Genomic DNA, 18,525 nt, shown 5'->3' on the forward strand with positions numbered 1-18,525 from the left:
CGATGCGGGCAGTAACGCGGCGGTCCACGTGGTGCATCCGCGCACGGGGCCTGTGCATCGGGGACAGGTCGCGGGTCCGCATCAAGCGCGTTCATGAAGTGGATCCACGTGACGGGGTTCGCGGCGGGGCGGCCAGCAAGCGCGTTCATGAAGCGGATCCACGTGACGGGGTTCGCGGCGGGGGCGGCCACTCGCCGCTCCAGGCCCCGGCCCACCACCCAGGACAGCAGCCGAACAGACGGCCTCCGGTCCCATGGACAACCGCCAGGGCGCACAGCGTAGTCTGCGCGCTCCCGATGCCGCTCACGTCCCTCTCCGCCGCCCGGCAGGCCGCGCTTGAAGCCCTCGCTCCGGCGGCTTCCGAGCCCGTGCCCCTGCTCGACGCCCATGGCCGCTTCCTCGCCACGGACGTCCGGGCGTCGCGCTCGCTGCCGGGCTGCGACAACTCCGCCATGGATGGCTGGGCCGTGCGCGCGGAGGAGACTCGCGGTGCCAATCGTGACCACCCCGCTCGGCTGCGCGTCATCGACACCATCTACGCGGGGGCCCTGCCCGCTCGCGCGCTCCAGCCAGGAGAGGCCGCGCGCATCTTCACTGGTGCCCCCATTCCCTCGGGTGCCGATGCCGTCGTGCGCCAGGAGGCGGCGCGCGCGGCGGATGACGGCCTCACGGTGGACCTCTTCATCAGCGTGCCTCCCGGAAACGACATCCGGCGCACGGGCGAGGAGGTCCTCGCGGGCGCGCCGCTGTTTCGCGCGGGCCAGTGCGTGAATGCCTCGGTGCTCGGCATGCTCGCATCCCAGGGGGAGACCACCGTCAGCGTGCGCCCGGCGCCGCGGGTGGCGGTGCTCGCCACGGGCGATGAGCTCGTGCGTCCTGGTGAGCTCGCGCTCGCGCATCAAGTCTATGAGAGCAACCTGGTCCTGGTCGCGGCGCTCGCGCGTGAAGCTGGCGCCCGGGTGCTCCACATGGACCGGGCCCGTGATGACGAGGAGGCCTTGCGCGAGGCATTGACGCGGCTCGCGCCCCAGGTCGACGTGCTCATCACCACGGGCGGTGCCTCGGTGGGAGACAAGGACCATGTGAAGCGCGTGCTCGTCGCGATGGGCGCGCGCTTCTTCGTCGACGGTGTGGCCTTGAAGCCAGGCAAGCCCGTGGCGGTCGCGCGCCTGGGCACCACCGCCATCGTCGTGTTGCCGGGCAACCCGGGCGCGGCCACGGTCGCCTTCGACCAGCTCGCGAGGCCGCTGCTGCTCAAGCATCAGGGCGTGCTCGAAACGCGTCGCCGCGTCCGTGCTCGCCTGTCAGAGGCTCGCCACAAGCAGGCCGGACTCACCTATCTCATCACCGCCACGCTGGAGTACGGCGACGACGGCCTCCGCGCGTTGCTGCGTCCTCAAGGCGCCGGACAGATTCTCCAGAACGTCCAGGCAGACGGCTGGGCCGTCCTCCCTCCGGGCCGCGCCGACTTCAACGAGAACGACCTCGTCGAGGTGGAGCTGTTCGACCGTCCCCACCACCATGCGGTGGACACGGCCTCGGACATCACACCATGAGCCGCGTGCCCGCCCTCAGCGTCGTCGAGATGTTCGGCTGCCTCGGACGCCGCGCAATGAGCGACGTGCCCGCCCTCAGCGCCGTCGAGATGTTCGACCGCCACCACCACACGGTGGACGCCGCGCCATGAGCCGCGTGCCTGCTCTCAGCATCGTCGGCTGGTCCGGCGCGGGGAAGACGACCCTCCTCACGCGCCTGCTCCCACTGCTCGCCGCTCGCGGCCTGCGCGTCGCCGCCGTGAAGCACTCCTCGGACGCGCACGCGCTCCACCGCGCCGGCAGCGACACCGCCCGCTTCCAGGAGTCCGGCGCGCACCTCACCGGCTTCGCCACCCCCTCGGGCGTGCAGCTCACCACCGCCGCCATCCCCACGGAGGCCCTGCCCGAGCTCCTCACCCGCCTCGCGGGCACGCTGGACCTCGTCCTCGTGGAAGGTTGGAAGGACGGCCCTCTCCCCAAGCTGGAGGTGTGGCGCGAGGGACTCGGCCCGCCGCTCGCCACCTCCCGACCGGACGTCTTCGCGCTCGTCACCGACGCACTCTCATCCAGCCCCTCCGCCGCGCGCCTGCTCTCCCCGCTCGACACGGACACCATCGCGGACGCCCTCCTCGAACACCTGCGCTCTCCCCGCCGCGCGCCCCTCCCGCCCGTGGATGCACGCGGCGTGGGCACCCGCCCCGTGCAGCGGTGGAACGGCGCCACCCTCCTGCCCGCCGAGGACGACTCCGTCGCCGTCGAGGAGCCGCTTGAGCTGCGCATCAACGGCGATGCCCTGGCCACCACCATGCGGACCCCCGGACACGACCGCGAGCTGGCCGTGGGCTTCCTCCTGGCCGAAGGCCTCATCCGAAGCGCGGAGGACCTGGGCACCCTCGCCCACTGCGGCCGGCCAGGCGAAGAAGGCTGGGGCAATGTGCTCGAAGTCACTCCCGCCCCTGGAGTCATCATTGACTCCGAACCCATCCGAGCCACCCGCCGAGGCACGCTCACCACCTCGGCCTGTGGCGTCTGCGGGCGGCGCAGCGTGGACGACCTGCTCTCCCGCTGTGTCACCCTCGCCCCAGGCCCCAGGCTCCCACCGGATGTCGTCGCCCGCGCCACCGAGCGCCTCCGTGACGTCCAGCGCAACTTCGCCCGAACCGGAGGAGTCCACGCCGCCGCCGCCCTCGATGCGGAGGGCCAACTGCTCGCCTCCTTCGAGGACGTGGGCCGCCACAACGCCGTCGACAAGGTGGTGGGCGCCCTCGTGCTGTCCCGGGCCATCCGCGCGGGCCTCGCGCCCCCTACTGCCTTGACGCGTCAGCCCACGGTGCTCGCGGTCAGCGGACGCGTCAGCTTCGAAATCGTCCAGAAGGCCGTCATGGCCAGAATCCCAATCGTTGCGGGCGTTTCCGCGGCCAGCACGCTAGCCATCGACCTGGCCCTGCGTTCCAACGTGACGCTCGCCACGTTCGTCCGGAACGGCCGCTTCAACGTCTACACCCACCCGGAACGGCTGGAAATCGGCTAACCCCTTGAAACTCCTGACTCGCACAGCCATGCATCCACCCCTGTCATCAGCGCCGTACTCTCCGCGTCAGACCGGCACCGTAGATGCAAAGTCTCCAGGGCCGCGCTTGCCGGCGGGGGAAGCGAAGGGGTGGCTTCCGGTGTTCGCTGGGACCCCATCAGGTACGACGCGAGTCGCATGATCCAAAGATTTCACACGACTTCACGTCTTACTGACCGTGCGGGGGGTTGCAACGCGCCGCACAAGCATGGCAAAAAGCAGTTCTTTCCGACTTGAAGATTTTCAGCCTCAACGGCATCCTCTACCGGAACTGAACACTCAGCGAGCGGTAGAGGGGGGTGGACACGATGAGCAGCGCAAGTACTGGTGCGGCGGTCGGTGCTCCTGGGTCGGCATCCGCTCAGGGCAACATCATGGGGGTCGCGGAGGAGCTGGTTCCCGGGCCGAAGCTGGCGCCCGGCTTCGCGGCGAAGCTCAACCTCACGGTAGACCTGGTCCTGATGTCGGTGGTGCTGGCTGCCTCCGCGTGGATGGACGGCCTGCTGATGGCGCAGCCCGGCTGGCTGTTGCCCGCCCTGGTCTTCACCTCCCTCATCGTGTGGATCATCACCGGCACCGCGCTGTGTTTGTACGACTCGCGCTTCGCCGAGCGCAGCAAGCTGGACCACGTGGCCCTGGTGTCGGTGACGACGCTGGCCGTCGTCACGGTGCTGGCCGTGGTGCACCTGTCCCTGCCGGAGACGATGAAGGTCCCCGGCCTCGCCCCGCTGCTCATCGTGTTCTGGCCGGTGGCGCTGCTGCTCCGGCTGTTCGTCTTCCGCTCGGTGGCCTCGCAGGAGCGCCCCACGGACACCGTGGTCATCGTCGGCACGGGCGCCATGGGCCGCTACTCCGGCGAGGACCTGGCGCGCCGCGGTCGCCGCCAGCTCATCGGCTTCGTGCGCTTCCACGACGACACGGGCTCCATCGGTGAGCTGCCCGCCAAGGTGCTCGGCACGGTGGATGACCTGGAGCACATCCTGCGCAACACCGCCGTGGACGAAGTCTACATCGCCGGCAACACGCTCAAGCAGGGCGAGGCGATGCAGGCGTCCATCAAGCTGGCCGAGCGCTTCGGCGTCCCCTTCGCGCTGCCCGCGCACAGCTTCCGTCTGGACCGCGCGCGTCCGGTGGACAGCCGCGCCGTGGCGGACGGCTTCCTGCACTTCGCGGCGGTGAGCCCCAAGCCGCACCAGATGGCGATGAAGCGCCTGTTCGACATCTGCGTGTCCGCCGTCGCGCTGTGGATGCTCCTGCCGCTCTTGGGCTTCGTGGCGCTCGTGGTGAAGCTCACGTCGAAGGGCCCCATCTTCTTCAAGCAGTACCGCGTCGGGCAGAACGGCAAGCCGTTCTACATGCTCAAGTTCCGCTCCATGGTGGTGAACGCGGAGGAGCTGAAGGAGAAGCTGGCCGCGCAGAACGAGCAGTCCGGCCCCGTCTTCAAGATGAAGAACGACCCGCGAATCACGGGCATCGGCCGCTTCATCCGCAAGTTCTCCATCGACGAGCTGCCCCAGTTCATCAACGTGCTGCGCGGCGAGATGAGCATCGTCGGCCCGCGCCCGCCCGTGCCCAACGAGGTGGCCAAGTACGAGACGTGGCAGCGCCGCCGGCTGTCGGTGCGCCCGGGCCTCACCTGCATCTGGCAGGTCTCCGGTCGCAACCAGATTTCGTTCGAGGAGTGGATGTACCTGGACATGCAGTACATCGACCACTGGACCCTCACGAGCGACCTGCGCCTCTTGCTCCAGACGGTGCCCGTGGTGATTACGGGGCGCGGGGCCAGCTAGGCTTCCAGGCGGCCTGACTTCCTCGGGGGCGGCATTGACGTGCCGCCCCCGCTCGTCTTCTATGCACTCGGGCTGTCCGGCCAATTGCCGGGAGGCCCGCTCCCACCGTGACGACCCACAGCGAATCCAATCAGCATGACGCCCAGGAGCGTGAGCGCTCCCACGAGGCGATGGGCGCGGTGCGCAACGGCCTTCAGCTCGGCGGTTCGCTGCTGGTGACGTACGCCATCGCCTTCGGCATCCGGCCCCTGCTGACGCACTACATGTCCCCGGAGGCCTTCGGGCGCTTCAACTGGGCGGACAGCTTCTCGGCCATCTTCTTCATCGCCACCAATCTCGGCCTGGAGATGTACATCCGCAAGGAGGTGTCGCGCCGGCCCGAGCACGCCAGCGACTTCTTCGGCGCCTCCATGCTGGTGCGGCTGGTGCTCACCGGTGTCCTCATGGGCGCGCTCGCGCTCGTCATGGGCTACCGGGACGATCCGCCGGAGATGCGCGCGCTCGTCTACGTCTTCGGCGTCGCGCAGCTGCTCGTCATGTGCAACGCGTCCATGGCGGCGCTGCTGCACGCCAAGGGCAAGGTCGCGGGGCTGTCCATCTCCAACGTCGTCACCAAGGTGGTGTGGGGCGGCGGACTGCTCGCGGTCGGCGTGCTGGGTCTGCCCCTGCCGTGGCTCGCGGTGCCGGTCGTCGCGTCGGAGGCCATCAAGCTGGCCATCGGCTGGCACCTGGCGCGCCAGCACATGGGCCTGGTGTTCCGCGTCGACTTCCCCGCCACGTGGCGGGTGTTCAAGGCGGGCCTGCCCTACTTCCTCACCGCCGCGGCGCTCGCGACGAACGGGCGGCTGGACATCATGATTCTGGGGATGCTCGGCAACCACGAGGAGGTCGGCTGGTACAGCGCCGCGTGGAGCATCTCCAACGTCACCTTCGCCCTCAACCCTGTCATGGGCTGGGTGCTGCTGCCGCTGATGTCCCGCGCCGCCGCGCGCTCCGAGGACGAGGTCAGCGCCATCGCCCGCCGCGCGCTGGAGGGCACGCTCGCCGTCACCGTCCCCATGATGATGCTCATCGTCATGGGCGCGCCCCTGTGGATTGGTCTGCTCGGCAAGGACTACTCGCTGGCGGTGAATCTCCTGCGGCTCCAGTCGCCCCTGTTCGTCCTGGCCTTCGTGACGATGACGTGCGGCGCCTGGCTCACCATGACGAACCGCGAGTGGTGGGTGACGGGCACCAGCATCTTCGGAAGCCTGCTGCTCAACCCGCTGCTCAACCTGATGCTGGTGCCTCGCCTGCACGCGGCCTACGGCGACGGCGGCGGCGCGGCGGGCACGGCCATCTCCCTGCTGCTCATGGAGGTGGTCATCACCATCATCATGCTCGGCCGCATGGGCCGCTCCGCGGTGGACCGCCGGCTGCTCGTCATGGTGGCCAAGACGGCGGTGGTCTGCGTGGTCGTCGTCGCGTTGGACCGGACGGTGCTCTACTCGCTTGCGGACTGGCCCCGGCTGGGCGTGGAGGCCGCGCTGTACGTCTTCGGCGTGCTGGCGCTCGGCGCGATACGGCCGGGTGAAGTCCTGGCGGTGGTGAAGCTGGCGCGCCGCCGTGGCAACCCCGAACCGGAGCCGGCCGTCATCGCCGTCGCCCCCACCCCGTAGAGGAAACCGTCAGAGCCCATGTCGTCCCTGCCCCGCACCCATCGCCCCGCGCTCCACCTCCCGCCGCGCGTCCTCGCGTGCGCCGTGCTGCTGCTCGTGGCCTCCGCGTGCAGCGGGCTGGGCAAGTACACCTGGGTGGACGAGTACCAGGAGAAGCCGCCCCCGCTCGACGCGAGCTACCGCATCGCCGCCGGGGACTTGCTCAACATCCGCGTGTGGAACCAGGAGTCGCTCACCACGCAGGCGCGCGTGCGAGACGACGGGCGCATCAGCCTGCTCTTCCTGGACGACGTGGAGGCCGCGGGCCACAGCCCGGCCATGCTGTCGCAGCAAATCCAGACGCGGCTGAAGGACTACATCAACCACCCCGTCGTCACCGTGGCGCTGGAGATGGCGCGCCCCATCAAGGTGACCATGGTGGGTGAAATCAATCGCATCGGCCCGCTGGAAATCGACGTGGGCGCAAGCCTCCTGCAGGCCCTGGCCGGCGCGGGCGGCTTCACCGAGTACGCGCACCAGGACCGCATCTTCGTCATGCGTCACGAGGACGGACAGGGCCCGCTGCGCATCCGCTTCCGCTACCAGGACCTCATCCACGCCGAGGGGCGCGCGCCGACATTCCGGCTGCGTCCTGGTGACGTGGTGGTGGTGGAGTAGGTCGTGCTGGGGGCGGCGCTCACCGCGATGTGGCTGGAGGTCTCCTCCACCGCCATCACCTACACCGCGTCCATGCGGGTGGACTCGCGCGTGCGCTCCAACGAGGACGTCGCCCAGGACGCGCCCTCCATCGCCGGTGACACCGACTTCACGCCCATCATCGGACTGGAGCGGCGCGAGGGGAACACCACCCTCCAGTTGGACTACGCCCCGCGCATCAGCCTGCGCGAGGTCACCGCCGAGGCGCGCACCGAGGTGCAGCACGTGGGCCGCTTCGCCGCCCTCTGGCGTCCCGAGCGCGGCCTGTCCTTCCGGCTGAGCGAGGAGCTGGTGGTGGGCAGCGTCAACCTGCTCACCACGGACGCGCTGCCCATCTTCGAGCCGGACCCGATAGACCCGGACGGCCCGCTGCGCCCGCCCGTGGGCGGCGGTCCGCTCCAGCCGCTCCCGGAAGCCGACACCGTCCACTTCCTCTCGTCCGCCACCTCGCTCACCGGCGAGACGAGCTGGCTGGGACGGCGCTGGCAGTTGTCCGCCACCACCGGCTTCTCCGTCAGCGGCGGCCTGGACGGCCCGGCCCGCGAAGCGGTACCCCTGCAGTACGGCCCGCGCCTGGACACGTCGCTGAGCCACGCGCTGTCCTCGCTCAGCGCGCTGACGACGTCCGCCGCCGTCACGCACGCGCGCTTCTCCACCGGCGCCAACAACACCGTCGTGACGCTGACGGAGAGCTGGACGCGGCGGATGACGCGCAGGACGTCACTGGAGGCCGGCGCCGGGGCCAGCATCGTCCGCTCCCTGACAGCGGCCGGAGTCGACCCGGACCCGGAGCCCGGGGGCGAGACGCCCGACACCGGTCCCCGCACGGAGCTGTTGCCCAACCTCACCCTCGCGGTGGGCCACCGCATCCCCTCGCGCACCGCGGACTTCGACGGGCGGGTGGGCGTGCGGGTGTCGCCCTTCACGGACCGGCTGACGGCGCGCGTGTACCCGCGAGCGGACCTCACCGTGACGGGGACGTGGGCCCTGGGACCTCGCGTGCGAGTGTCCACCACGGGCGGCACCGCCTTCGCGGTGGGCGGCGCGACAGGCGACCGGCTGGTGTCCGGCGGCGTCACGGCATCCTGGATTCTCAACAGTTGGATGTCGGTGGATGCCGACACACGAGGGACGTGGAGCCGCTCGCCCGAGCTACCGGCGGCCCGTTTCCAGTGGGCGGCGGCGCTGGGCCTGTCGCTGCGTCAAACTGGTATCCTCTGAGGCTGGACCCATGGCGAAGCTCATCCTGATGTCAGTCCTCTTCCTCACCATCACCCTGCCGGCAATCGCGGCGAGGGATGAGAATCCGATGAGGGGACTGAAGAAGGCCATCCTGTGGGTGATCCTCTTCAACGCGGCATACACCTACGGCGTCATCGTCTGGGTGCCACGGCTCGGCTTCGACTGAGCGTGACTGAGAAGAAAGGCTGACGACGGATGGAGCCCCAACTGCACACGGTTCTCCTGGTGGAGGACGCGCCCTTCTTTCGGAAGATGTTGGGCGACTACCTGCGTGCCATGGGATTCAAGGACGTGGTGGAGCTGCCCAATGGCCAGGCCGCGCTCAAGCACCTGGCGGGCGCATCACGTCCGGACCTCGTGTGTCTGGACCTGACGCTGCCGGATATCTCCGGCTATGACTTGTGCGAGCACATCCGCCGCACGCCGGGCATGGCGGACGTGCCGGTGCTGGTGGTGAGCGCGCGGGACCTGCCGGAGGACAAGGCGCACGCCGAGGAGGCGGGCGCCAACAGCTACCTGGGCAAGCCCTTCACGCAGGACGAGTTCTCCCGTCGGGTGGGCCAGCTCCTCAAGAGCGCCGCTGCGAGGAGGACGTCGTGACGATGCCGGCCCCCGGGCCTCGGGGTCCGCAGGCCGTTGCTCCCCGCCCGGCGTACACGCCGGAGCGCGTGGAGACGAACGCGCCCTCGGACCTCATCGACTGGGGCTTCGCGATTGACGCCGTCTTCTACGTGAAGAACGCGGTGCTGCGTCATTGGTTCCTGGCGCTGGTGGTGATGGCGGCGGTGTCGGGGCTGGCGGCGGGCGTCAGCAAAATCATGCCGCGCAAGTACCACGTCGAAACGCGGATGCTGACGCAACGCAACTTCATCATCGCCTCGCTGGCGAACCCGGGCCGCTCCATTCCGGTGGACGCGGACCAGCCCACGCGCGCGGCGTGGGAGATGGTGATGAAGACGGACAACATCAAGGCCGTCGTCCGGGACGCGAAGCTGGTGGAGTACTGGGAGCTGCAGCGCTCGCCCATCAGCAAGCTGAAGGAGACGCTCACGCGCAAGCCGCCGCCGCCCATGTCGGAGGACGACAAGCGCGACGCGCTCACCGCCATGCTGGAGCAGGCCATGCTCGTCATGGTGGAGGGCGGCACGGGCACCGTCACCATCGGCGTGGACTGGAGCGACCCGCAGCTGGCGCTCGACATCGTGATAGCGGCGCAGAAGAACTTCCTGGAGATGCGCCAGGCGGCGGAGATGGGCGCGGTGTCGGAGGCCATCACCATCCTCGACAAGCAGGTGATTGACGAGGCCGAGGGCATCAAACAGGCGATTGCGACGCTGGACGCCACGGTGAAGCGCGTGGAGGCCAAGCGCAAGCGCGACGAGGCCAAGGCGGCGACGCGTGGAGGCCGGAACGCGCAGGCCCAGGCGCAGGCGGGGCTGGGCATCAACACCAACCACCTGCTCGCGCAGATGCGGTTCATGGTGCAGACCAAGCGCCGGGCCATCTCCGACGTGGAGGAGTTCCGCGCGCGGCGGCTGACGGAGCTGCGCAACCAGTTGGCGGAGCAGCGGGTCATCTACTCGCCGCAGCACCCGCTCATCACGGATTTGGAGCAGCGCATCGTCGCGCTGACGGAGGACTCGCCGCAGTTGGTGGCGCTGCGCTCGGAGCTCAACGAGCTCATCAACGAGTACATGCGCAGCGGTGGAGACCCGGGCGAATTGGAGCAGGGGACGACGGGGCCGCTGCTCGGCGCGGGGACGTTCGGCGGGCCGACGACGGCGGACAACCCGGAGGTGTCGGTGGCGGCGGACCGGGTGCGCATGCTGGTGATGCGGCACCAGGAGAAGATGCGGCGGTTGGACCAGGCGAAGACGGAGCTGGAGATTTCGCGCGCGTCGATGAAGCACCGCTTCAGCGTGCTGGCGCCGCCGCAGTTTCCGGAGAAGCCGTCCAAGCCGAAGGTGGAGCTCATCATCGCCGCGGGCGTGGTGGGTGGCATCGGCCTGGGCATCTTCGCGGCGGTGGCGCTGGACATCATCCGTCGGCGCATCCTGGAGAAGTGGCAGGTGGAGCGAATCCTGAAGCTCCCGGTGCTGGCGGAGCTGGAGCGGCGCTGAGGCGCGCTCGGGGGAGAGACTCGTGACGGTGTGGACCTGGGTGGACCTGGCGCTGTGCGTGGCGCTGTTGCCGGTGGCGGCGGCGTGCGGCTACCTGCTGCTGTTGACGCTGCTGTCGTGGCGGCGCGCGGCGCCGGTGCCTCCCGCGCCCACGCGCAAGTTCGACGTGGTGATTCCCTCGCACAACGAGGAGCTGGGCATCGCCCGCACCGTGGCGAACCTGTCCGCGGTGGACTACCCCGCGTCGCTGCGGCGCATCCTCGTCATCGCGGACAACTGCTCGGACGCCACGGCCCAGAAGGCGCGCGAGGCGGGCGCCACGGTGCTGGAGCGGCACGACACGGAGAAGCGCGGCAAGGGCTATGCGCTCGCGCACGCCTTCGAGTTCAGCCAGAAGGACGGCTTCGCGGACGCTGTCGTCGTGGTGGACGCGGACACGGTGGTGTCCCCCAACCTGCTGCACGCGTACGCGCGGCGGCTGGATGACGGCGCTCATGCGGCACAGGCGCACTACGGAGTGATGAACCCGACGGCGTCGTGGCGCACGCGGCTGATGACGATTGCGCTGGGCATGTTCCACAAGGTGCGCTCGTCGGGGCGCGAGGCGATGGGCGTCTCCTGCGGCCTGCGCGGCAACGGCATGTGCTTCACGCACGCGGTGCTGCGCGAGGTGCCGCACGACGCCTTCAGCGTGGTGGAGGATTTGGAGTACGGCATCCGCCTGGGCCGCAAGGGCCACCGCGTGCACTACGCCTGGGAGGCGGAGGTGCAGGGGGAGATGGTCTCCGCGGAGAAGCAGAGCCGCTCGCAGCGCCAGCGCTGGGAGGGTGGTCGCAGCCAGATGCGCAAGCTGCACGGCTGGCCGCTCCTGAAGGACGCGCTGAAGCAGCGCAGTGGACTGCTGCTCGACTTGTCCATGGACGTGCTGGTGCCGCCCTTGAGCCAGTTGGTGCTCGCGGCGGTGGGCAGCGCGGTGGCGGCGGCGGTGCTGGTGTGGCTGTCGGGTGGCACGGCGGTGTGGGCTTCGGCGCTGGCGGGCTTCGCGTTGATGAGCCTGGGCGCGTACGTGCTGCGCGGCTGGTGGGTGTCCGGCGTGGGGCCTCGCGGCCTGTTGGACCTGGCGTGGGCGCCCGTGTACGTGGTGTGGAAGGTGGGGCTGATGTTGCGCGGCCCCGGCGCGGAGAAGCGCGGCGAGTGGGTGCGCACCTCGCGCGAAGCCGAGCGCCCCTGAGTTGCTGTGGATGCGCCGGGCTCTTTCGGGCCCGGTTCATGCGGAAACCATGATGGAGCCCGGAGCCTCGCGTGCGATGCGAGGCGGGGGTCCTCTGGATGATGGCCACCTCTCGAAACACAGAGGTGGGCCTCGTGAACGCTGTGATTCCTCGGCTGCTGTGTGGCCTGCTGGCGCTGCTCACGTCCCAGGCGCTGGCCCAGGGCGGCACCATCCTGGGCACGGTCATCGACGCGCAGGCCTGGGTGCCGGTGCCCGAAGTGGTCATCACCTTGACGTCGCCCAATCTCCAGGGCGAGCGGACGGTGGTCACCAACGCCCAGGGCGAATACCGCATCCCCCAGCTTCCTCCCGGCGTGTACACCCTTCGCTTCGAGAAGGAGCCGTTCAGGCCCTACGTGCGGACCGACGTACAGCTTCGGCTGAACCGCACCATCCGCGTCAACGTCGAGCTGCGCCCCGCGTCTCTCGGTGAAGTGATGCCGCCACCTGCCGCCGCCTCATGCGAGGCCTGCATGGCCGCGGGCGTCAACGTGGACCAGGAGTTCATCAAGCGCATCGCCATCCGCCCACCCAGGGAGGACGATGCGACGCGCTCTGCTCCGAGGGAAGAGAAGACCGTGACGAAGGAGCCCTCCGTCAAGCGCGCACCACCCCAGTACAACTTCTCTCCCGCGATGCCCGGCATGTCGATGACGCTGCGGCTCCATCCCATCCCCTCGGAAGAGGCCTCCAGAAACCCCCGGCGCGGCCCTCTACAGAGTCGCGCGCGCTTCCTTCGCCCCGCGCTTCCGAAGACCTCCGTGAGCCGGGTGGCCTCCACCGTGAAGCGGCCTCACGTGACTTGCGCCAGGACCGCTTCGACTCGTTCGCTCCGGTGAAGTTCTTGAGGCCTCGCTAGTTCGGCTTGTCGCTCACACGGAGGAGCGACACGCGGCCGTCAGGGATGAGCGACACCGAGAAGACATGGGTGTCGGCGCCGAAGCGCACCAGATACGTGTAGACGCGGTCATCCCCCACCACCTCGCGCTGAGCCAGCACCAGCGGCCCCGCGGGCCCCAGGCGCTCGAGCAGCTCCTTGAAGTGCGGCAGCGCCTGGTCCACGAGCCACTTCGGGGCATACGCGAAGCGGGCGCGGTCCACCGTCCCCGCCCGCACCTCCTCGAGCAACGTCGTGAGCTGGGCGGTGACTTGAGGCTCACCGTCCTCGATGGGCGCGAGCTTCGGCACGGCGAGCGCCGGGTTGACGAGGGCGGCGATGCCCTCCGCGAATCTCGCGGGACTGGCCCGGTCCGTATTGGCCAGCACGATGATGGACAGCGAGTCCCCGAGGAAGCGGGAGTAGATGGCACGGAAGCCCTGCCAGGCACCGCCATGCTGTTGCAGGGGCTTCCCGTTGCGCTCCAGCAACTGCCAACCAAAACCATACGGCTGGGTGGCGCCGCTGTTGAGCCGAGCGGGCGACAGGATTTCGCGCCAGCTCTCCTCGCTCAGCAGAGCGCGTTGCTGCACGGCGGCGTCCCACGCAATCAGGTCCTTCACCGTGAAATAGAGCGCCCCATCTCCGGTGGTGTTGAGGGACTGGGAGACCCAGGTCTGGTGCTTCGGCTCACCGCCCACCAGGCGATAGCCGGAGGAGCGATTGGGGATGACGTCGTCCTCGCTGATGCCGCGCGCCGTCTTCATGCCCGCGGGCTTGAAGACCTTCTCTCCGAGGACATCGACGTAGGGCTTCCCCGCGACGCGATTCACCAGGATGCCCAGGAGGACATAGCCGGAGTTGCTGTAGCTCCACCGCACACCGGCCGGGAAGTCGAGGGGTAGCGCGTAGATGAACCGGGCGAACTCCTCGTCCGTGTAGTCCTTCCGTTCGTCAATCTGGCCCTCCAGGTCCTGGATGCCGGAGGTGTGATTCAGCAGGTGGCGCACGGTGATGGGCGCCCACGTGGCGGGAGCATCCGGGAAGTACTTCGTGATGGGGTCCGACAGCGAAATCTTGCCCGCCTCCACCTGGGCCATCACCGCCATCGCGGTGAACATCTTCCCCACGGAGCCCGACTGGAAGAGCGTGTCCGGGCCCACGAGGACGCGGTGCTCCAGGTTCGCGGAGCCATAGCCCTTCGCCAGCACGACGCGCCCATGCTGCACCACGCCCACCGCGAGCCCCACCACGCCCTGCCGCTTCTGCTCCGCCCGGACGAACGCGTCGATGCGCTCACGCAGCGAGCCCTGGGCCACCGCGGGCCCCGCTGTGAGCAGGCCACAGAGGAAGACGACGAACGCCGACAAGGACCGTAGACGACTCCGCATGAGAGCTCCCGTCACCGAAAGGACGCCGCAACAGAGCATCCACGGCATCACCCGTGAAGCCTCGATGCGGACACCCGGACAGGTCCTTGCCGCGTGAGGGTTGTTCGGAATGACCCATGACCCAACGATGATGAAGCCACGAGGCGCGCGTGCGATTCGCCTGGCGCGGTTCTCGGACGATGGCCGCCTCTCGAAGCACCGAGGTTGACGTCATGAAGCTCTTCAATCGCGGTGTGCTGTGTGGCCTGTTGCTGCTGTTCGCCCTGCCCGCGGCGGCGCAGGTGGCCACTGGCACCCTCATCGGCACGGTCATCGATTCACGGAGCCACAAGCCCATCGTCGACGTGGAGGTGACCGCGACCTCGCCTCAGCAGCCGGGCTCCTGGGTGGCGGTGACCGACACCTGGGGCAGCTACCGGCTGACCACGCTCCCTCCGGGCATCTACACGCTGCGCTTCTCGGGCAAGCGGTTCCATCCCGGCGTCCGCCACCAGGTTCGCGTCAAGGCAGGACGAGTCCAGCGCGCCGACGCGAGTCTGCTCCCCGAGGACTCTCGCGGCGAAGGCGTGGTGGTCGTCAGCACGACGCCTCCCAGCACGCGGCAAATCATCGACGTGAGCAGCACGATGACGGGCATCAACGTGGACGCGGCGTTCATCGCACGCATCGCCGCCGCTCGACCCGGAGCACGGGGTGGCCCCGCTCGCTCCTATGATTCCCTCGCGGGCGCGAGCAACAACGAAGAGTACGGAGTCCCGGTCGCCAATCCCGGCCCCATCTCTCCCAACATCCCGAACACGAGCTACGGCATCGGTCCCGCCGGCCTCGTCGAGTCCCGCCGCGCCTACGGCGTCAATGGCCCACCGCCAGCCACGCCCGTCAACCATGCCTCTGTCCCCGCACTTCCAGCGGCCACGCCTGCCTCCGTTCCCACGCATCCGACGGCCACGCCCGTCAGTCCCGCTTCCGTTCCCACGCCTCCGGCGACCACGTCCGTCGCCCTTCCCGTTCCAGCGAGCCCCGAGCCCGAAGCCCCCGCGCCCCTCGTCCCGCCGAACGGCGCCCGGTTCTTCGACATGTACTTCAAGGGCCACGGGGTGAACCCCACGGTGAACACGGAAGAGGAGCGCTTCTCCACCTTCTCCGTGGACACGGACACGGCCTCGTACACGCTGACTCGCGCGTATATGGAGCGACAGGCGTTGCCGGACGAGCAGGGCGTGCGCGTGGAGGAGTTCGTCAACACCTTCGACTACGACTACGCGGACGCGAAGGACGCGCCGTTCGGCATCCATGTGGAGGGCTTTCCCTCCCCCGTGCGCAAGGGCTACCAGGTGGTGCGCATCGGCGTGAAGGCGCGCGAGGTCAGCGACGCACAGCGCAAGCCGAGCCACCTCGTCTTCGTCATCGACGTCTCCGGCTCGATGGGCATGGAGAACCGGCTCGGGCTGGTGAAGCGCGCGCTGAGGCTGCTGGTGGAGGAACTGGATGAGCGGGACTTCGTGTCCATCGTCGTCTACGGCTCCCAGGCTCGTCAGGTGCTCGCGCCCACGAGCGCGACCCAACAGGCCCGACTGCTCACGGCCATCGACGGGCTCTACATCGAGGGCGCCACCAACGCCCAGGAGGGCCTGGAGCTGGGCTACCGAATCGCCTCCGAGCACCGGCTGAAGGGAGGCATCAACCGCGTCATCCTCTGCTCGGACGGCGTGGCCAACGTCGGAGTCTCCGACGCTGACGGCATCTGGGCGAAGGTGAAGGACTTCGCCGCCCAGGGCATCACCCTGTCCACCGTGGGCTTCGGCATGGGCAACTACAACGACGCGCTGATGGAGCGCCTGTCCCACGTCGGCGAAGGCAACTACGCCTACGTGGATGGCCTGAAGGAGGCGCACCGCATCTTCGTGCAGAACCTCACCGGCACGCTCCAGGTGGTGGCCAAGGACGTGAAACTCCAGGTGGAGTTCGACCCGAAGGACGTGTCCCTCTACCGACTGCTCGGCTACGAGAACCGGATGCTCACGAAGCAGGCGTTCCGCGATGACCGCGTGGACGCGGGTGAAGTGGGCGCGGGCCACTCCGTCACCGCGCTCTATGAGGTGAAGTTGCGCGAGGGCGCGTCGAACCTGGGCACGCTGCGCATCCGCTACAAGGCGCCGGAGGGTGGGGACTCGAAGGAGCTGGAGACGAAGCTGCCCGTCACCGCGCTGCGGCCCTCCTTCGCCAAGGCCGAGTCGACGACGCGACTGGCCTATGTGGCCGCGGCCTTCGCGGAGAAGCTCCGAGGCTCCTACTGGACGCGTCCGCTGACGTACGACGCGCTGCTGGAGCTGTGGCAGGGCGTGGCCCTGAGGGAGCGACAGGACGTGAGCGAGCTGGGTGACCTCATCCGCAAGGCCTCCGCGCTGGACCAGCGAGAGGACCGCTTCGAGTCACTCGCCCCCTTGAAGAGCATGGACTACGACCAGGCACCCTCGGTGCTCTAACGCTCCCGTGCGCGCAACTCCAGGTAGCGGCGGATGAGCTTGAGACGGGCGCGCTCGAACAGCGCCCCGTCGTCGGGGATGGCCCACGCGTGGGGGATGAGCTGCTCGGCGACCTGCCTCGCGAACGTGGGGTCTCCCGCGTCACTCACCCGCTTCAGCCACTCGGAGTCCTGGAGTCCCTGGCGGATGAGCTTCAGCCGGATGGAGGGCAGCGGCACGTCCGTGGTGCCTCCGATGATGGACGTCAGCCCTGGATAGAAGAGCGTGCCGTCCCCATTGCCGTTGAAGCGGAACTGCGTGGTCCATGCCGTCGAGAGCAGTCCCACCGTCTGGTAGTACAGCTCGCCGGTGGCTCCCATGCGGAAGGTCAGCCACTGCATGCCCCGCGCCTTCGCCGCCGAGCGGTCCACCATGTACGAGGGCCAACCGTGCCCCGGCTGGTTCTCCGGGGGCGGCGGCTCGCCCTCCACACATCCGTGGCTCATGCAACTCTGGTACAGCCACAGCTCGCGGTTCGGCCGGGCCAGGAAGGCGTCGTACTTCGGCCGCTGGTTGCCCTCGTACGGGGGCTGAGTCCCGTCGATGAAGTTCACCAGGACGCTGAGGATGTCGATGTCCTCGATGAGCCCGTGTGACTCCGTCTCCGTCACGGTGGCGGTGAGGAACGTGCGCAGGTCCGGCGCCGCTGAGCGCGCGAGTCGGGCCCGCTCCGCGACGGCCTCCCACGTCGTTCCATAGGGCGGCTCGTCGCCCACGTAATCAAAGGAGCGGCGCAGCCAGCCTCGGGCGCGGGCTTCGTCCTGGAAGTCCGCGAGGTCCGGCGCGGTGGCGGGCCCGAGGTACTGGAGGCTCGTCATGCGCGCACCGGGCAGCGGGTTGGGCGCCGAGCCATCGAGGAACGGGCCCCAGCGCGCGTCGAAGGTGTCGTAGTCCGGCAGGTCCCACGTGGGCTGCTCGGGGAGGCGGGGGAACGCGCTCGCCAGGGTGAACCGGTGGGACAGCGCGAGCCGGTGGAACTGCTTGAGCAAGTGCACCTGCGTGTCCACGGGGCAGCTCGGGTTGCCGGTGAAGGCGCGGCAGACGTGGGGCGGCCACAGGAGGAAGGCCGTGCGCAGGGGGGACGTGCTGGCCAGGGTGGCATCCACCACGGTGACTCGGACCTTCAGGGACTCGCGGAAGCCGTGGCCCGTCACCTCGACGAGGCCGAGGTAGTGCCCGGGGCGTGCGTTCTCGGGCACGCGCACATCCACCCAGACGGCTCGGGACTCCTGGGCGGGGACGTCGAACGGGAAGGCCGAGCGCTGCTCACCGACGACCTCGTCCACGTCGGGAATCAGCCCGTCCGGCCAGCGCCCCGGCTCGTCGGGCGGGGTGGGCCGGGTGATGTCCAGGAGGGCCTCGCGGTAGAGGAGGATGTTCGCTCCGTCGATGCGGCGCGGGCCGTTCCACAGGGCAGGCAGCCGGACGCGGACGCCCTTGAGGCCCGAGGCGCCGCCGTGCAGGCCCACCTGGAAGGAGAGGTATTCGTTCCGGGCGCCGACCAGTTCGACCTCGCGTTCGACCCGAGGTGGCGTCTGGGGCCGTATCTTCACCATGGCGCTCTCGGCCCAGACCGGGCCGGGGCGGGGATGGGCGGCGGAGACACTGGACCACAGCAGCGACAGGATGGACGCCAGGATGGGCAAGCGCATGGGACGGGAGGCTAGTGAGTCCCCGTCACCGGGTTGGACCCAGGTCGAACGGAAGGTCGGCTTTCGCACGGTGCGTCAGCAGCGAGGGTCGGGCCTTCCTGGCGTGGATCCACCACGCCGCGTCAGCAACCATGACGGAACCATGATGAAGCCGGTGGGCTCGTGGGGAGATCATCGCTGGGAGCTTCCGGCTGCT

Annotated in this window: 15 protein-coding genes; 13 read left to right on the plus strand and 2 right to left on the minus strand. The window is 69.2% G+C overall.

The features are described 5' to 3' along the window. Positions 1–296 precede the first annotated feature (296 nt). The 12 genes from G4D83_RS31475 to G4D83_RS47295 all read left to right on the plus strand — a co-directional run bounded on the left by G4D83_RS31475 (position 297) and on the right by G4D83_RS47295 (position 12,723). Entirely contained in the window at positions 297–1,556 is a 1,260-nt protein-coding gene (locus tag G4D83_RS31475; RefSeq protein ID WP_163868559.1) for a molybdopterin molybdotransferase MoeA, read from the plus strand. Beyond that, complete coding sequence (locus G4D83_RS46975; protein WP_275902403.1) at positions 1,553–1,687, plus strand: hypothetical protein; 135 nt, start codon at positions 1,553–1,555, stop codon at positions 1,685–1,687. The genes G4D83_RS31475 and G4D83_RS46975 overlap by 4 nt, the downstream gene beginning before the upstream one ends. Then, positions 1,684–3,066 (plus strand): formate dehydrogenase accessory sulfurtransferase FdhD, encoded by a 1,383-nt coding sequence (gene fdhD, locus G4D83_RS31480; RefSeq protein WP_163868560.1) that lies wholly within the window; start codon positions 1,684–1,686, stop codon positions 3,064–3,066. The genes G4D83_RS46975 and fdhD overlap by 4 nt, the downstream gene beginning before the upstream one ends. 338 nt (positions 3,067–3,404) lie before the next feature. Continuing rightward, on the plus strand, positions 3,405–4,895 hold the full coding sequence (epsZ, locus tag G4D83_RS31485) for an exopolysaccharide biosynthesis polyisoprenyl-phosphate hexose-1-phosphate transferase EpsZ (protein WP_163868561.1): 1,491 nt from the start codon (positions 3,405–3,407) through the stop codon (positions 4,893–4,895). A 107-nt stretch (positions 4,896–5,002) separates the two neighbouring features. Next, entirely contained in the window at positions 5,003–6,553 is a 1,551-nt protein-coding gene (wzx, locus tag G4D83_RS31490) for an exopolysaccharide biosynthesis flippase (protein ID WP_240356795.1), read from the plus strand. A gap of 18 nt (positions 6,554–6,571) precedes the next feature. Beyond that, entirely contained in the window at positions 6,572–7,210 is a 639-nt protein-coding gene (gene epsY / locus G4D83_RS31495) for an exopolysaccharide export protein EpsY (RefSeq protein WP_163868562.1), read from the plus strand. Positions 7,211–7,213: 3 nt separating this feature from the next. After that, positions 7,214–8,470 carry an exopolysaccharide export protein EpsX gene (gene epsX, locus G4D83_RS31500; protein ID WP_163868563.1) on the plus strand — a complete coding sequence of 419 codons (1,257 nt, stop codon included), beginning with the start codon at positions 7,214–7,216 and terminating at the stop codon, positions 8,468–8,470. Between the two features lie 10 nt (positions 8,471–8,480). Then, positions 8,481–8,657 carry a hypothetical protein gene (locus G4D83_RS45670; protein ID WP_176433534.1) on the plus strand — a complete coding sequence of 59 codons (177 nt, stop codon included), beginning with the start codon at positions 8,481–8,483 and terminating at the stop codon, positions 8,655–8,657. Between the two features lie 29 nt (positions 8,658–8,686). Then, positions 8,687–9,091, plus strand: coding sequence for an exopolysaccharide biosynthesis response regulator EpsW (epsW, locus tag G4D83_RS31505; protein WP_163868564.1), 405 nt, complete (start codon positions 8,687–8,689; stop codon positions 9,089–9,091). 2 nt (positions 9,092–9,093) lie between these two features. Next, complete coding sequence (gene epsV, locus G4D83_RS31510; protein WP_240356823.1) at positions 9,094–10,611, plus strand: PCP family exopolysaccharide biosynthesis protein EpsV; 1,518 nt, start codon at positions 9,094–9,096, stop codon at positions 10,609–10,611. A 22-nt stretch (positions 10,612–10,633) separates the two neighbouring features. Beyond that, entirely contained in the window at positions 10,634–11,842 is a 1,209-nt protein-coding gene (epsU, locus tag G4D83_RS31515) for an exopolysaccharide biosynthesis GT2 family glycosyltransferase EpsU (protein WP_163868566.1), read from the plus strand. 134 nt (positions 11,843–11,976) lie between these two features. Further along, positions 11,977–12,723: a carboxypeptidase-like regulatory domain-containing protein gene (locus tag G4D83_RS47295; RefSeq protein WP_420826672.1), complete on the plus strand. Its 747-nt coding sequence runs from the start codon at positions 11,977–11,979 to the stop codon at positions 12,721–12,723. A gap of 16 nt (positions 12,724–12,739) precedes the next feature. On the opposite strand, the gene G4D83_RS31525 is transcribed toward G4D83_RS47295, so the two are convergent. After that, complete coding sequence (locus G4D83_RS31525; protein ID WP_240356797.1) at positions 12,740–14,131, minus strand: serine hydrolase domain-containing protein; 1,392 nt, start codon at positions 14,129–14,131, stop codon at positions 12,740–12,742. A 233-nt stretch (positions 14,132–14,364) separates the two neighbouring features. Between G4D83_RS31525 and G4D83_RS31530 the strand changes: the two genes are divergently transcribed. Then, positions 14,365–16,638, plus strand: a complete 2,274-nt coding sequence (locus G4D83_RS31530; protein ID WP_163868569.1) for a YfbK domain-containing protein — start codon at positions 14,365–14,367, stop codon at positions 16,636–16,638. Here G4D83_RS31530 and G4D83_RS31535 read toward each other — a convergent pair. Then, positions 16,635–18,329 carry a DUF4091 domain-containing protein gene (locus G4D83_RS31535; protein ID WP_163868570.1) on the minus strand — a complete coding sequence of 565 codons (1,695 nt, stop codon included), beginning with the start codon at positions 18,327–18,329 and terminating at the stop codon, positions 16,635–16,637. The genes G4D83_RS31530 and G4D83_RS31535 overlap by 4 nt on opposite strands. Between the last annotated feature and the right edge of the window lie 196 nt (positions 18,330–18,525).

Origin of the sequence: Myxococcus eversor (assembly GCF_010894455.1) — a bacterium.
In the GTDB taxonomy this organism is placed as follows: Bacteria; Myxococcota; Myxococcia; order Myxococcales; family Myxococcaceae; genus Myxococcus; species Myxococcus eversor.